The organism is Lacticaseibacillus parahuelsenbergensis (assembly GCF_030770265.1).
Taxonomy (GTDB): Bacteria; Bacillota; Bacilli; order Lactobacillales; family Lactobacillaceae; genus Lacticaseibacillus; species Lacticaseibacillus casei.
Map to the genome: position 1 here is coordinate 2,326,137 of NZ_CP132482.1, position 15,752 is coordinate 2,341,888.

The following is a 15,752-nucleotide window of genomic DNA, read 5'->3' on the forward strand; positions in this document are numbered from 1 at the left end:
TCAAAAGAAATTCTTGCAATCAACTTTTTGGTATCAACATCACTTTTGGTAAGAACGAGATTGGAGTTCTTACCAGTTGCCGGCCCGTCGTTATTTGCTCTGTCTATTGAGACATTATGCGCTGACAGTGCTGCTCGGCTTTTCTCGGCGCCATAGCCAGTAAACAAACGCCACGACGATAGCTGTTTGTACGACCAACAGCAATTCCGTCACGGTGACGCTTAAAGCCCCCGCTTGACTCAATCCAGCCGGGAAATCAATAAAAGCATGCAACCCAACCGGCACTAACATCCAGAACCACTGCTTGCGGTTGACCACAATCAACCAGACAACCAGCGAAAGGGCAATCTGAATAGTCAAGGCTAACAGTCGTTCAAGCAAGCTTAGTGACACCGTCCAGCCACTCATTCCAGTCAACTGCTTCACTGCGGTGATAATGCCAGCACGCGCGCTTGCAGGAGTTTTGGTCATTAATTTAGCCAACGCGCCACTGTTGATGGTCGTGGCAAAAAGCACATTGCTGAACATTGCCAAACCACCGCCCAGCATCATTTCAATGCCGCCATGACCTAAACCATACAAAAACGGGGTCTCCGGCGTCTTGGCTTTTTGCGGGATCCGCCGCTGAATCCATTTGAACCCGAACCACCGGCCGACTTCTTCAAAAACGCCGGCCAGCAGTGCACCATAAAGTGCGTACAACCACGGGGTATGCTGAAATTGCCGGGCAATACCGCGAAACGGTCCTTCCAGGATACCGGCAAAGAGGATGAAAATGGCCATGCCGATAAAGAACACCGGCGTCGCCCCTTTTTTCGGATGACTGCGCCGTTGAATCATCCACACGGCCAAGGCGATCGGCAAAACCAAGCAAACAATGATCTCGATGACCATCATCACGATGGCTGCTTGACTGACAGTGCTGTTCACAATTTTTGACATACGCGCGACCTCACATTCGATTGTTCAGAAAACGATCTGTTGTGGTCGTTTTCAATTCTTTAGGTATAAAAAGAGCATCATTTACAGTGAATGATGCTCTTTTCCATTCCATTTTTCAACTCAATTTACACAATTGAAAATGGTACGAGTTAATTTTTATGACTCACTTTTTTCGCTCGCCGACGCCAGCGAATGCCTAAGAAGCCAGCCAAAGCTAGAAGAACAACGCCAAGGGCCGTCAAGCCGATCTGTTCTTCTTCGTGTGTCCGCGGCAATGTGTGCTTAGCTTTATTAGTTGGCGTTATGATCGTTGTTGTCGCGCCATTGTTGCCACCCATTGATGGCAACACGTTGCTTGGCGGATTTGGCGTGGATGGATTTGTCGGCGTACTTGGCGTGACCGGCGTGCTCGTCTTCGCATAAACAAAGGTGACATTTAACGTTCCATTGGTGAATGTGCCTGAATCAGCCGCGCTGTTTGGCGCCATGCGCAGATACTGATATCCCGCAATGGTTGTTGGCGCTGTGGTATAAGGTGTTCCTGCGTTTCCAGTCAAAACTTTGTCTGGCGCGAGTGTGTTTCCATTTTCGTCAACATAATGAACATTGACGGTTCCTTGAGCCGCTGGATTCTTGCTATAAACAAACGTGACAGTCAAAGTGCCGGTACTAAAGGTCCCGTTTTCCGGTGCACTGCCTGGCGCAAGACTGGTGAATCGGTAATTCGCAATATCGATCGGGCGGGCTTCATAAGGATCGCCGGGCTGGCCGGTGAGCACTTTATCAGGTGCAAGCGTGTTGCCTGCATCGTCGACGTACTTCACGTTAACACTGCCTTGAGGGATTGGCGTCTTGGTGTAAACCATGATGACAGTGACGGTGCCATTGGTGTACGTGCCGCTTGCCGGTGCGCTATTTGTGGCCAAATGGGCGTATTGGTAATCTTTGATGCTGATTGGCGAGATGGTATATGGATCGTCGACTTTGCCACTAAACGTCTGATCCGGGGCAAGTTGATTGCCTTGGTCATCGACAAATTTGATATCAACGGTTCCTTGTGTAGCAGGATCTTCAGCAGCTTTTCCTGTCTCTGTAATTGGTGAGACAACGGGATTACTCAAATACTTTTTTTGTTGACGAGTCAATGCTGCATTGACTCTCGATCGTTGTGCCAATTGAGAGGTTTCATTGATGGACTTGGCCGCCACTTTATGCGCGGAACTCGTACCACCCATCAAGAAGAAGCCGATCAGCATCACCACCCACAACTTGCCATCTTTATACAGTTTGCTATGAACTTTTTCTTCTCCAATTGGTCTCAATGCAATTGCTCCCTTCAGAAACCAAGCCAAAAGCCCTTCAACCAAATCTTGTTAAAATAATTATTTTAATTTACACACAAATTATAACACGTGGTATTGGTATAAAAACTTTCGAATGGATTCTCAAGCTGAGAAAAGATCCACTTTGAAGCATTCGGATAACTGATTTGGACGCAGAAAATGACACTTAAAGGGGCGTTTTATTTTTCGTAAATACCATCGAGCTACCGCAAATTGCGTCTGCGGAAGACAAGCAAGCCAAGGATTAAGAAGATACTACCATAAGCAATGTAGCCGATCATCATCTGGTTGATGCCTAGGTGAGTCAGACTCGAAAGTTTTGGTGAATTCAGTTGTGCACCGAAGTTCAACATATTCACCGGGTTCCATTTGAGCCAGTCATGTTGATCAATCAGCATAAACATTAGTTGGTTAAAGACCGAGACAACAAAGTAGGCACTAATGCCGACGATGATTGCAGGCGTTGAGTTATCAAATAAAGTGGCCAGCAGCAACACAAAAGCTGCCAGAAAAAGTAAAGTCAAAAATTCACTAACCGCATTCATCAACATCGCCTGCCAAATCGGCTGATGCGTGCTAACTTGCAAAGTCAGACTAAATTTATTTTGGAAAAAGATGACTTTCAAAAGAAAAGTCATCACGAGGCTGCTGCCATAAAAGCAAAGTGCACAGCTCAGCAAGGTTAACCACTTACTAACCAAAACTTTGCTACTTGAATACTGCCGATACAGTAAGGCCTTCAGCGTGCCATACTGATTTTCTGATGACAGCTGCGTACTGCCGACTGCAATAATATAAAAGACAATCATCACCGGCGCATAAAAATCATTGAGGAACAAGTTCTCAGGCTGAAGCGTCTGTGGATAAGCTTTTCCGAAAATCGCCATTGCCAGTTGAAACACAATGAGAAATAACCAGAAAATGGTGAACGATGGTCTTTTTAAGAGTTTGTAGGTTTCCTGTTTAAGCAGTGTTAGCAAAATAAAATCCTCCGTATCCTCGCGATCACTCAATGATGCCTAACAGTGAGTTTTCCAAGTCATCCTGTTGTTCGTGAATGTCGTGGATCGCAATATTCTGATCCAGCACCGCACGCAACAAAGACGTCATATTTTGAATTGAACTCCTGGCAATCTTAATGCTGCCTTCTTCAACCGCAGCTTGATAACCTTTTTGCGCTAAAAGTTGAGCCACGCGGTCGTTCTGATCCGTTCTCAGCAAGAGATAACTTTCATTTCTGGCTAACACCGCGTTCATGGTATTGTTTGTGACAAGATGGCCGTGATTAATAATCACAACATCGTCCGCCACTTTTTGCAACTCACTCAGGATATGGCTTGATATGAGGAATGAAGTGCCTTCTGCTTTTTTCTGAAGGATCAATTCGCGCAGTTCTCTTGTTGCCTTGGGATCAAGCCCATTCATTGGCTCGTCAAGGATCACCAGACTTGGCTGGTTCACCAACGCCAGCGCAATTCCGAGCTTCTGCTTCATCCCTAGCGAATAATGCTTGGCTTTTGCATCTGCATAGGCAGTCAAGTGCATCTCTTCAATCACTTTGTCCACTTTAGCTTGTCGGTCACTGCCTCTCGTAAAAAGATGCAGTTGTTCTCGACCAGTTAAATAAGGATATAAGCCCGGATACTCAATCAAGGCGCCTACATTTTTTAAGGCATCGTGACTGTCAACGGTGATCTTTTGGTCATTCAGCCAAATGTCGCCGGTAAAACTCGAAATACCCAAGATGGTTTTCATAATGGTTGTTTTTCCTGCGCCATTTGCCCCAATCAGGCCGACGACCCGTCCCGGTTTGATTTTAAATGAAATTTGGTGCAACGCTTGTTTCTTCCCAAACCATTTATCGAGGTTATTAACTGTTAGCATTAAGTCATACCACAACTTTCTTGATGAGATTGATGAGTGTCAGCTTCATTTGCTTTAAACATCCACTCTAGATATAAGAAATATAAAATTCCATCAACTTTGGAGATACGTACAAAATTCATCTGACACTTTGCCTTAATTGCCAGACTTGATTTTGACATCTTTTAATGGTGTTAACTTACCACAGCAAAAGAAACAAACTGTGCTTTTTGACAAAAGCGAATTTTTCAGGTCATAATGAATCGGTAGTTGATTTTAAGAAAACAAGGAGTCAGACACTATGGGTGTATGCGATGCTGGGTATATGTTTAAGAAGATTCGCCTTGAACGCGGTTTAAGGATCTCAGATGTGGCAGGTTCTTTGAGTGCTAGCACTGTGTCAAAATTCGAAAATGGCCATACTGACATTTCTGTAGAGAAGTTGTGTCTCCTATTAGATAACGTGGGAATGGATACGACCGAATTTTTTGAAATTCTCAACCAAAATCATGATACAAATGCCTCGCCAGCCGATCTTTCGCAAAGGGCGATGGACAAGCGTATGCTCAGATACGCGATGGAGCAAGATGTTGAGGGGCTCAAACAATTCCGGCAATCTTTCTCGTCGAAATTTAAAAAGACCCACACCCGCCTGTATAAACTGAGAGAAATTATGGTCTCCGCTATCATTCTCGACACCCAAGATGTTCATGCTCTCCTCTCTAAAACCGATTCTAAAACCATCAACGATTATTTAATGGGCCGCGATACCTGGTATGCCTTGGAATATGCGTTGTATGGCGATTGTGTGCCATTTTTACAGCCTGCTGACTTTAATCGGCTATACGCCAAATTTTTGGCCATTCACTTTGATTTTCATCAACGTCATAACTATCTCGATTTGTTTTTCTCTGCATTCTATAATGTCGGTGTTTCGCTGTATTACAGGTGTGAATATGCAAAAGCCATTCAAACACTCAACCGATTACAGGAACAAAGCGTCCCGGATAACCTCTTTTTTCTTCGCATTCAGTTGCGCCTGCTCAAACTTTTATGTACCTACAAGCTTACCGGTAATTCAAACGCCGCCAATGAACTGAATGCCTTGGTTAAAGTGATCTCCAAAATAAGCCCAGCGTTTGGCCGTAGATGGAAGGTTGATTTTTCTTTTCAGGAGCCAATTACTGATGAGCATTAGCCTTGTTCATTTGCGAAGTAGGCAAATGAACATACTCTGAAAAAAGTGCATACTCAAAAGGCGCTGCCCCAACTCGGGACAACGCCTTTTAACATCCACAATATTTACTTTTCCTTATCCCGGATCGCCTTTTGCTGGTGTGCCGGCTTCGCGAAGATCATGCGCCCCGCGGCCGTTTGCAGCGCGCTGGTGACGATGACTTCGAGCGGTTTGTTCATGTAGAACTTGCCGTCTTCGACCACCACCATCGTGCCATCGTCGAGATATGCAACACCTTGTTGCCGTTCGGAGCCGGATTTGATGACGGTGACCGTCATGTTTTCTCCGGGGATCACGTCGGGCTTTAGGGCATTGGCTAATGCGTTGATGTTGAGCACCGGTACATTTTGAAATTGTGCGACCTTGTTGAGGTTAAAGTCATTCGTCATGACGATGCCATCGAGCAATTTAGCGAGCTTGAGCAGCTTGCTGTCGACTTCGGTTAAATCGTCAAAATCGCCTTCGTACATCTCAATATGAATGTCTTTATCCTTTTGCATGGCATTCAAAATGTCCAATCCGCGGCGGCCACGCATTCTTTTCATCGAATCCGCCGAGTCTGAAATCAGTTGCAGTTCATGCAAAACAAAGTTCGGAACCAGCATCGTGCCTTCGATAAACCCGGTCTTGGCAATGGCCTGAACCCGGCCGTCAATGATGACACTGGTGTCGAGCAGCTTGTATTTGCGAAAATGATCGCCGACTTTACGCTCGAGGACCTGGTCGTTGTCCGTATCTGCTGTCCGGCGGTTGCGGAAATTCAATAGCCGCCGCCATTCTTCGCTGCGTGTCGTACCCACCCGAAAACCCAAGTAACCGAATAATAGCATGATGATGAGTGGTAGGAAGATATTCAGCGGTGCGATGAACCGATACAACGGAATCGAAATAATTGCGGCCAGAATCAAGCCGATCGTGGTCGACAGGCTACCAAACAGTAAGTAGCTTGGTGATTTGGTGTTCAGCGTCTTTTCCAGCACTTTTAACCGTCCCAGAATCCAGTTGACGCTGAGACTGGCCAGTAGTAGGAAAATGATGGCGCCGATTAAACCGTTGGTCAGCAGGTTGTTAACAATCAGGTGATGCTGCCAACCAATGGCTTCCCAAAGCGCCGGTAATGCTCCCATGCCGACCCCGATGCCGATCAAGCCGAAAATCAAATAAACAATTCGTTTCTTCATGGTATGCCTCCTCTCTTCTTCTAATTAAAAACCTTATGCAACGCTTCGGCAATGCTTGTAACCCCAATGACTTGAATATCTTTGGGCGCGTGCCAGCCTTGCAGGTTGTTACGCGGCACGAAAATCCGCTTAAAACCTAGCTTGGCCGCCTCTTTGACCCGATCTTCAATGCGGTTCACCCGGCGCACTTCACCGGTCAGGCCGATTTCACCGACAAAACAATCCGTCGGCGGAATCTCTTTGTCGCGATATGACGAGGCAATCGCAACGGCCATCGCTAAGTCAATCGCCGGCTCATCCAACTTAACGCCGCCAGTGGCTTTCAGGTAAGCGTCCTGATTCTGCAGCATGAGATTGGCGCGCTTTTCCAGCACCGCCATAATTAAGCTGACGCGATTATGATCCAATCCGCTGCTAGTACGTTTGGCATTGCCGTACATTGTGGGGCTGATCAGGGCCTGGATTTCCACCAAAATCGGTCGCGTGCCTTCCATCGATACCACCACCGCCGAACCGGTCGCCCCAGCCAGCCGTTCCTCTAAGAAGATTTCCGAGGGATTGGCGACTTCCTGCAGGCCATTTTGGTGCATCTCAAAAATGCCGATTTCATTGGTGGAGCCGAACCGATTCTTAACCGACCGTAAAATCCGGTAAGTGTGGTGCATATCGCCTTCAAAATAAAGCACGGTGTCGACCATATGCTCAAGAATTTTAGGGCCGGCAATCGCGCCTTCCTTGGTGACGTGGCCGACGATGAAGATGGTTACACCTTTGGATTTGGCAATGCGCATCAGTTCGGCCGTGACTTCGCGAATCTGGGCAACCGAACCGACTGCCGAGTTCATATCCGGTACATTCATGGTTTGAACCGAGTCAATCACGACATAATCCGGCTGCATCTGGTCAATAACACCTTCAATGCTGGGCATGTCGGTTTCCGGATACAGGTACATCCCCGAATTGGCAACCCCTAAGCGCCCGGCACGCATTTTGATCTGACTGGCACTTTCTTCGCCGGACACGTATAAAACGGTACCGCCAGTGCTCGCTAACTGTCCGGACACCTGCAATAGCAAGGTTGATTTACCGATTCCGGGATCCCCGCCAATCAAAACCAGCGATCCCGGCACCACGCCGCCACCAAGCACACGGTTTAATTCCGCCAGACCGGTCTTAACCCGCGTTTCCTTGGCAACCGTCACTTCATCCATCCGCATCGGCTTGACTTTACTGCCTGCCCGCGTCTGCCGCGGTGCCGACTTGGTTGAACTGACGGTTTCTTCAACCAACGTATTCCAACCACCGCAATTCGGACAGCGCCCTAAATAAGTGGCTGAAATATAACCACAATTTTGACATACGTACTGTGTTTTTGCTTTCGCCATATTATCCCTTCAATATTAACTAGTGATCGGTTGACCCAAAACCGCTCTGCCGCTGAGCCAGCCCGCCTTGATCACCATCGGCCAGTAAAAATGGCATGAAGATGCCCTGCCCGATGCGGTCGCCTTTTTTAATCATCACGTCGCGGGGGAAGAAATTCAGTAGCTGAATATAGATTTCGCCTTCGTTGTCCGGATTGTCATAATAGTCGGCATCAATCACGCCAATCCCATTGGGCAACGTCAGGCCGTGCTTAAGCGGATTGCTGGAGCGATTAGCCAAAACCAGTACTTCATTAGGCTGCATATACGCCTTTATACCTGTTGGCACCAAATACGGTTTCAAGATCTGCTCAGCCCGTTCGAAATCCTTGTTGGTCAGCGGGCGTTCATTTTTAATCAGACGAAAAAGCCGAATAAAATCATACCGCCAGATGCTTTTCAGCAAGAAATCCTCACGCGCGTAAAAATCATACCCTGCTGCCTGCTTGGTTTGGCGCGTTGGCAGGGTCAGGTCGTCATCCTGATACTTTGAAACAATTTCAAAACCACGGGTCTTCATAATGAACCTCCATATAAGTAGTGTCCAAGGTATCATAACACGCGGCACCAGCTGACAACCATGCTGAAAAGGCTTTCCTTCTTGTAATTATACCGTTTTCTTGCTAAATTTGGAGTGCGGACGCGGCTGGTCAATCGCATTAACAAAATTGACCCGAGCGTCACGGTGACTGGATTCGGTAAAAGTAGCGCTGACGGTGCAATGCGTTGGATGCTCAACCATAACGCGCCAGTTCACGCTCACGCACTTTTACCAAGGAGGTTAAGATGGAATTTCAACACGAACCGGGCCGGATTTTCAATACCGACTGGGATGGCCGACTGCTGGCCGAATTAACGTATCAATCAATTGACGACGGCCAAGCATGGGCGGTCGATCATACTTTTGTTGACGAAAGCCTTCGCGGTCAAGGCATCGCCGGCCAACTCATCGAAGCGGTCGTTGCCGCCGCCCGTCAAGAAGGCAAAACCATTGAACCACTTTGCTCATACGCAGTGCATGCCTTTCACAACCATCCGGAATATGCCGATGTTTTGCGGCCGGTGAAGGATAACTGAATGTTGAGTGAGGCCAGAGCATAACTCACGGTCAAAACGTCAAGCTTACAGAAGCGAACGTGCTTCCGATTGTTAAAAATTGGAAGTGCGTTTTCTTTTGGTTTCGGGTAATATAGATGATTCAAGTTTTAAAAATCCTAGTGCCAAAGCGGAGCAATCGTAGGCCAGATGGGGCTCAGCCGTGGAATTGTTGTTGGTGGGGCGCTTTTTGCCCCACCTACAACAAGGCCGAGCTTCGAAACCGCGGGCTTTGCGGGTTCGAAGTCGTGCCCACAGCGTTCCAGCCCCATCTGGCCGGAGATTGGCAAGGCATGGAACTCCTAGCATAACATTTATCTGCTTGCGCCAATTTTAATTACATCCCCCTTTCCATCTTTAAATTCAAATTAAATTGAGGTAAGGTTTCTTTAATGCACTAAGAAAAGGGGCTCGCTATGTCAGAAATTACATTTGATCAGATTAAGGCGTTTCAAGAGCAGCTCGCGCATCATCCCGCCGCCGCTGCCCGCAGTCGCACGGTCCAAAACGTCGGACCACAGGCGGCTAGTCGCGAAGCCATCGACGGCGAGGACATGAAGCCAGTATTCTCGCTCGACCTTGACACCGGCAGTGTTGCCAACCAGAAGAAAAGCGGCCGCTGCTGGCTATTTGCTACATTAAACACGGTTCGCCACGGCATTGCGGATGAATTCGGCCTGAAAGATTTCGAATTCTCGCAAAACTACAATGCCTTTTTCGACCGGCTGGAGAAAGCCAACTTATTCTATGAAAATATTTTGGCAACGGCCGATAAGCCACTCGACGATCGCGAAGTCGCCACTTACCTCAGCGGACCGGATCAAGACGGCGGCCACTACGACCAAGCAGCCGCGCTCATTGAAAAGTATGGCTTGGTTCCAAAGTCCGTCATGCCGGAAACATACAACAGCGACAAAACGGCTGAATTAAACAGTGTCTTGAACGAGAAACTGCGCAAAGACGCCAAAGTCTTGCGCACGCTGAAGCAGCAACATGCCAGTGAAGACGCGATTGCCGCTAAAAAACGTGAACTACTCAGTGTGGTTTATCGCATCCTGGCCTATACTTTCGGCAACCCGCCGACGACTTTCGATTTTGAATATCGCGATGACAAGAAACAATATCACCGTGATACCGGCTTGACCCCGCAAACTTTCTTCAAAAAGTACGTCAAGTGGCATTTTGATGATTACATCGTGGTTGCCAGCGATCCTGAGCCAAGCAAAAAATATCAACAGCTCTATGCCATCAAGGCGGCCAATACCGTGGTTGAAGGCCATCCTTTAACGATCCTGAACCTCCCGCCTGAACGCCTGGAGCAACTGGCATTGGCGCAACTGCAAGCCGGTGAGGTCGTATGGTTCGGTAATGATGTCCTGGCCGATATGGACCGAAAATCCGGTACGCTCAAAGGTGGCCTTTTCAACTACAACGACTTGTTCGACGTTGATTTTCACGTGGACAAAGCAGATCGAATCGTGACCACTGAAGCCGAAATGTCGCACGCCATGACGTTCACCGGTGCAGATGTCGTTGATGGCAAGGTAACAAAATGGAAAGTCGAAAATTCGTGGGGCAAAGACAACGGCCATGACGGTTACTTTGTTGCCGATGCGAGTTGGTTTGACCAGTACGTCTATGAAATCGTCGTTCGCAAGAGCCTCCTGACCGAAGCGGAGCAAGCCGCCCTTCAAACCACGCCGATCAACCTGCCTGTGTGGGATTTTCTGAATTAAACACGGGTTATATGCTAGACTATGCTTGTCGCTTCATTCAGGCGGCAAGGGCAGCCAACTGGATATTGCAACCTTTTGACTGCCGACTGCTTCATCATCAAATGTTTAATAAAAAGGAGTGTCTATCTTAATGTCTGCAGAAATTACTTCTGGCGATCTGGATCAGTTCAAACAGGATCTGCAAGCCACACCCGGTGCCGCTGCCTTACAAAAAGCGGTTATGAACAATGGCATCAACGCCACGGCTGAAAACACCGACAGCAAAGTGGCCATGACGCCGACTTTCTCGATCGAACTTGAGACTGGCGCCGTTGCCAACCAAAAGCAAAGCGGCCGCTGCTGGATGTTTGCCGCGCTCAATACGATGCGCCACGGCATCCAGGCCCAGTTCAAGATCAAAGACTTTGAACTTTCCCAAAACTATACCAACTTCTGGGATAAATTTGAAAAGTCCAATTATTTTTATGAAAATGTTTTAAAAACCGCTGATCAACCACTGGACAGCCGTAAAGTTGCGTTCCTCTTGGCCACCCCGCAACAAGACGGCGGCCAATGGGACATGTTGTCCGCATTGATCGAAAAATACGGCATCGTGCCGAAGTCAGTGATGCCGGAAACATACAACTCAAGTAAGAGTAACGAATTAAACGGCTTACTCAACCTGAAGTTGCGCAAAGACGCGGTTAAACTGCGCAAGTTAGTGGCCGACAAAGCCAGCGATGCCGATATCGAAGCAGCTAAGCAAAAGATGTTGGCAGAAGACTACCGGATTTTGGCTTACGCTTTAGGCAACCCGCCAACTAAATTCGACTTTGAATATCGCGACGATGATAAAAACTACCATATCGATCGCGAACTGACCCCGCAAACTTTCTTCAAGAAGTATGTTGGCTGGAACCTTGACGACTATCAAAGTATTATCAACGCACCAACGGCCGACAAGCCATACAACCACCTTTATACCGTAGAAATGCTTGGCAACGTGGTCGGCGGTCGCGAAGTCCGCCACCTGAACCTCGACATCGATACCTTCAAGGCTTTGGCCATCAAGCAGCTCAAGGCCGGTGAGTCCGTCTGGTTCGGCTCCGATGTTGGTCAAAGTTCTGATCGTCAACTCGGTATTCTGGACACCAACATCTACAAGAAAGATGACCTCTTCAACACCGACTTCACCATGACAAAAGCAGAACGCCTCGACTATGGCGAAAGTCTCATGACCCACGCCATGGTTCTGACTGGCGTTGACATTGTTGACGGCAAGCCAACCAAATGGAAGGTCGAAAACTCTTGGGGTGACAAGGTCGGCGAAAAAGGTTACTTCGTGGCAAGCGACGACTGGTTCGATCAATTTGTCTATCAAGTCGTTATTTCCAAGAAGTACCTGCCAACCGAATTGCAGGACGTCATCAAAAACGAATACGCCAAGCCAACCGTTCTGGCACCTTGGGATCCAATGGGTGCTCTGGCATCAAGATAGTGTCAGTGAATTGAACTGGCGGCGATAAAAATAGGGACAGAAGTTTTTCGGCACATGGGGATGGTCGAAGAGCTTCTGTCCTTTTTTGTCTGGCACTGAAACGCGCTTACAGGCCCTTACATTTCGGTTTCTAAGCGGGCCCGTTCGCGCTCTGCCTGAATTGTGGTATTCTGATGGCAACCGAATTAAAGTCATTTTTCGAAATGGAGGCCGGGTATGGGGACACAGTTGGGTTTTGATTGGCGTCAAATGGTTCATTCGCGGAAGAATCTTGCCTTGGCAGGGTTGTTTGTTGCGGCTTTTATCATTGGCTTTTTTGCTTTGATGTGGACGCATCGTTTGGATGTCGGACAGACGGCACAGGCGACAGCAAATGCGGCGGTGGCTAATTATGCCGAATATAATCTGGATACGTTGAGTAAATCACAGAAGCCGTTGCTGGCGAATCTGGACGCGCAGAATTCGGCAACCGGCGTGATTGGCTTGGGGATTAAGCTTAGCGAGCCCGATACAACGCGGAACGGCTTGCTGAGCTTACGCAATGCGCAGCTGGAGATGCGGCAGCGACATTTTAAAGCGATCAACACGATGCCATTGCCGCCGCTTCATCAGCTAAAAGGCGATGTTTTGACGCTCACAAGACTAAAGAATGATGACAAACCTGCCGTTACCGGGGTGACAACCAGCACTGCTTACATAGTCACTATCTTGCCTTATCTCAGTTGGCTCACCGGTGTGGCGGCTATTTTGCTTGCCTGCGATAGTTGGGTCGAACGGCGGCGTCACCAGACACTCATGACCGCGCGCCCGTTGACGGCTGGCGTGGCCGGCAGCAGTCGACTCCTGACGTTAACCGGATTTTATCTGCTGATTCTGACGGTCGGCTTGCTGGCGATCGTTGCGTTGCCGGCATTATTCAACGGCATCGGTGATACTGACTATCCGCTGGCCGTCATGAGTCAAACGTTGCTACCGTTATGGCAGTACCTTCTTCTGTTTGGCGGACTGACACTACTAGCCGGCATCTGGATCATTAGTTTTTGTATGCTGCTTAACACATGGGTCACGAATGCCTATCTGACAACCTTCATTGTGGCGGCAGTTGCCATCTCGCCACTGATGTTGCCGCAACTCTTCCATTTTCTTTGGTTCCTCCCGTTTCCTTATCTCGATAGTTACGCCACTTTAAGCGGCACGCTGGTTGACCGGCTCAATCAGCCGCTTGCCAGCGTGGGCGTCGGTGCAGCCCTGTTACTTGGCTGGGCCATCGTCAATCTGGGGCTTTTTGGCTATCGCGTTAAAAAGGAGGATGCCTGATGCGCTATTTTCGGTTTCAACTCCACCAACTGCTCACCAACCGCAAAAACTTAGCCGTCATCGGCATTGCCTTGGTTGCGCTACTGTGTCAATTTGTCTTTTTTCCACCCAACAACGTGCCTGCCGAGCTGCCGACAAGAAATGCGCTGACCCGCGATCGCGATAAAAATGTGGCTTTTGTCAATGAGCCTCATGGTCCCCTGACAGCTAAGTGGGTACCAGCTACCCGTGAGTTTGCCAACATCGAGACACGCATGTTAAACGCCCAAAAGCAGCAGCACACTCAGGCGTATGTGAAGGCAACGCTGCACTACCTTGCGTTTTTAGCCCAAAATGCTGCCAACCCCGATGCTCAGACCAGCCCGTTTCACTATCCGCTTTCCTATTACTTTGAAAATCGCCAGTACCCTGATGCCGACGCGGCCTTTGCCAATGCGACCATGTACCGTTCGCTGGAACCGCTAGCTAAACAGGCTCATCCCGACACGGCCATGGTTAAGCAACAGACCTTTTGGCAAACCCTGTTTCGCGGTGCGGCCGGTGGCTGGTTAACAGCGTTATTGATCGTCACGATTTTGTTTGCCAACGACTTGCTGACGCGCGAACAACGCCATCGCAGCATTGCCCGCCTGTTGCCGATCAGTCCCTGGCATGCTGTCAATGCCAAAACATTCACGGTTTTCACGGCGTTATCCGGTTTTTTAGTGGCGGCCGTCGCCATCATTGCGGCTTTTGTCATCCCCCAACACGGTCTGGGGTCATTGTCGGCCGCGATTGCGTATTATGCTAAAGACGGCATGTCGATTAAATTGGATCCCTTAGCGCTTGGCATTGCGTTGCCGACGATTCTTGGTCTAACCCTCTTGTTAATGTGGCTGTTCATTCGCCTGAACCTGTTGTGCCAGCTGCTTTTCCATAACGAGTTGGTCGGGCTGGTCGTCAGTGCCTTGTTACTATTTGGCGAGCCACTTTATTTCATGCACGGCATTGCCTTTTCGGTTCCGCAAACGGCGTATTACTTGCCGGGTTACATGAATCCGGCGGCAATCGTTAGCGGCTTACAGAATTTTCGTTACGATACCAGTCGCATGAGTCCGCTGGCTGCAGTCGTCGTTATTGGCAGTATGATTCTCATTCTTGAACTCGTGCTGTTCATCGTCACGCATCGCCGGTGCGCCGCCATTATCAAGTAAACGGAGGTCTCACAATGGAACTGCAATTACAAAGTCTCGCTTTGAGTTTTAAAAATAAGCCGCATGTCATTGACAACATCAGTCTCACCATGAGCAGTGGCTCGATTGTGGGCATCGTGGCGCCTAATGGGACAGGTAAAACCACCTTGTTGCGCCTGATCTTGAATGACCTCAAGCCGCAATCCGGTAAGGTTGTCTTAGACGGGCAAACCTATGGCAGTCAAAAGCAAAGCCTTGCGATGCATCGCCAAATGTGTCTTTTCCCGGTTCAAGACGACCTTTATCCCGACTTGTCTGGCAAAGCACATTTGGAATATTACGCCCGACTTTGGCATAACCGGAAAAAAAGCGTCAAGCAAATCATCACGGCACTGGATATGCACGATTATGTCAGTCAGCCGGTGCGTACCTATTCGATGGGGATGAAACAGCGGCTTTGCTTCGGCATGGTCATGGCGGCAAACACGCCGATTATGCTGCTGGACGAGTTCATGAACGGTCTGGATACGATCAACGTCGCGCGCATGTCGCGAATTCTGCGCGGCTTGCGGGCGGAAGGCAAGCTGATTATCACCGTGTCGCACTTATTGAACAATCTGCAGGGCTATGCCGACCTGATCTACTTTATGCGTGATGGCAAAATCATCAAAACGATTGATCAGCACGAGCAGCAGCCGCTGTACATCCAAGTGGCGGCCGACAACGCCAACCGTCTGCCGCGAATGCCATGGCAACATTACCCGAATGGCCTATTGGTTTTGCCGGTTAATGAACTTCCCGGCCAACATTTCAATCAACTGTTGTTGGGACTTGCCGCACATCACATTGCCTTTAAATTGGCGCCGCTGGATCTTGACACTTACTTCAATGAATTTTACGAAGCCGAGCGTTAATTGACAGTTTGTCCTAATGACCCAAAACCGCTTACCCGCGGCTTTCGTTAC

Annotated in this window: 14 protein-coding genes; 7 read left to right on the forward strand and 7 right to left on the reverse strand. The window is 48.6% G+C overall.

Annotation, left to right across the window (positions count from 1 at the left end):
- Window positions 1-114: 114 nt before the first annotated feature.
- From LACPH_RS10845 to LACPH_RS10860, 4 genes are all read right to left on the reverse strand, one after another.
- Window positions 115-942, reverse strand: a complete 828-nt coding sequence (locus LACPH_RS10845; protein ID WP_306386916.1) for a YhfC family intramembrane metalloprotease — start codon at window positions 940-942, stop codon at window positions 115-117.
- 149 nt (window positions 943-1,091) lie between these two features.
- Window positions 1,092-2,264 (reverse strand): MucBP domain-containing protein, encoded by a 1,173-nt coding sequence (locus LACPH_RS10850; RefSeq protein ID WP_306386917.1) that lies wholly within the window; start codon window positions 2,262-2,264, stop codon window positions 1,092-1,094.
- Window positions 2,265-2,488: 224 nt separating this feature from the next.
- Entirely contained in the window at window positions 2,489-3,265 is a 777-nt protein-coding gene (locus LACPH_RS10855) for an ABC transporter permease (RefSeq protein WP_306387710.1), read from the reverse strand.
- Between the two features lie 25 nt (window positions 3,266-3,290).
- Window positions 3,291-4,169: an ATP-binding cassette domain-containing protein gene (locus LACPH_RS10860; protein ID WP_306386918.1), complete on the reverse strand. Its 879-nt coding sequence runs from the start codon at window positions 4,167-4,169 to the stop codon at window positions 3,291-3,293.
- 280 nt (window positions 4,170-4,449) lie between these two features.
- On the opposite strand from LACPH_RS10860, the gene LACPH_RS10865 reads away from it, so the two are divergent.
- Window positions 4,450-5,346, forward strand: a complete 897-nt coding sequence (locus tag LACPH_RS10865) for an Rgg/GadR/MutR family transcriptional regulator (protein WP_306386919.1) — start codon at window positions 4,450-4,452, stop codon at window positions 5,344-5,346.
- 104 nt (window positions 5,347-5,450) lie between these two features.
- Here the strand turns inward: LACPH_RS10865 and LACPH_RS10870 are convergent, their stop codons facing one another.
- Genes LACPH_RS10870 through LACPH_RS10880 form a run of 3 tightly spaced genes read right to left on the reverse strand, consistent with a single transcriptional unit; the run spans window position 5,451 to window position 8,510 of the window.
- Complete coding sequence (locus LACPH_RS10870; protein ID WP_010492251.1) at window positions 5,451-6,566, reverse strand: PIN/TRAM domain-containing protein; 1,116 nt, start codon at window positions 6,564-6,566, stop codon at window positions 5,451-5,453.
- Window positions 6,567-6,586: 20 nt separating this feature from the next.
- Window positions 6,587-7,951 (reverse strand): DNA repair protein RadA, encoded by a 1,365-nt coding sequence (gene radA / locus LACPH_RS10875; RefSeq protein WP_010492253.1) that lies wholly within the window; start codon window positions 7,949-7,951, stop codon window positions 6,587-6,589.
- A 19-nt stretch (window positions 7,952-7,970) separates the two neighbouring features.
- Entirely contained in the window at window positions 7,971-8,510 is a 540-nt protein-coding gene (locus LACPH_RS10880) for a dCTP deaminase/dUTPase family protein (RefSeq protein WP_025013302.1), read from the reverse strand.
- Window positions 8,511-8,776: 266 nt separating this feature from the next.
- Here LACPH_RS10880 and LACPH_RS10885 point away from each other — a divergent pair, with 266 nt between their 5' ends.
- The 6 genes from LACPH_RS10885 to LACPH_RS10910 all read left to right on the forward strand — a co-directional run bounded on the left by LACPH_RS10885 (window position 8,777) and on the right by LACPH_RS10910 (window position 15,701).
- Window positions 8,777-9,067 (forward strand): GNAT family N-acetyltransferase, encoded by a 291-nt coding sequence (locus LACPH_RS10885; RefSeq protein WP_025013303.1) that lies wholly within the window; start codon window positions 8,777-8,779, stop codon window positions 9,065-9,067.
- 434 nt (window positions 9,068-9,501) lie between these two features.
- Window positions 9,502-10,821: a C1 family peptidase gene (locus LACPH_RS10890; protein ID WP_306386920.1), complete on the forward strand. Its 1,320-nt coding sequence runs from the start codon at window positions 9,502-9,504 to the stop codon at window positions 10,819-10,821.
- 130 nt (window positions 10,822-10,951) lie between these two features.
- The gene (locus LACPH_RS10895) at window positions 10,952-12,298 is read left to right on the forward strand and encodes a C1 family peptidase (protein ID WP_306386921.1); all 1,347 of its coding nucleotides are present in this window, start codon (window positions 10,952-10,954) and stop codon (window positions 12,296-12,298) included.
- A 216-nt stretch (window positions 12,299-12,514) separates the two neighbouring features.
- On the forward strand, window positions 12,515-13,615 hold the full coding sequence (locus LACPH_RS10900; protein ID WP_306386922.1) for an ABC transporter permease: 1,101 nt from the start codon (window positions 12,515-12,517) through the stop codon (window positions 13,613-13,615).
- Window positions 13,615-14,808 (forward strand): ABC transporter permease, encoded by a 1,194-nt coding sequence (locus LACPH_RS10905; RefSeq protein ID WP_306386923.1) that lies wholly within the window; start codon window positions 13,615-13,617, stop codon window positions 14,806-14,808. The genes LACPH_RS10900 and LACPH_RS10905 overlap by 1 nt, the downstream gene beginning before the upstream one ends.
- A 14-nt stretch (window positions 14,809-14,822) precedes the next feature.
- Window positions 14,823-15,701, forward strand: a complete 879-nt coding sequence (locus LACPH_RS10910; protein WP_306386924.1) for an ATP-binding cassette domain-containing protein — start codon at window positions 14,823-14,825, stop codon at window positions 15,699-15,701.
- The last annotated feature ends 51 nt before the right edge of the window (window positions 15,702-15,752 follow it).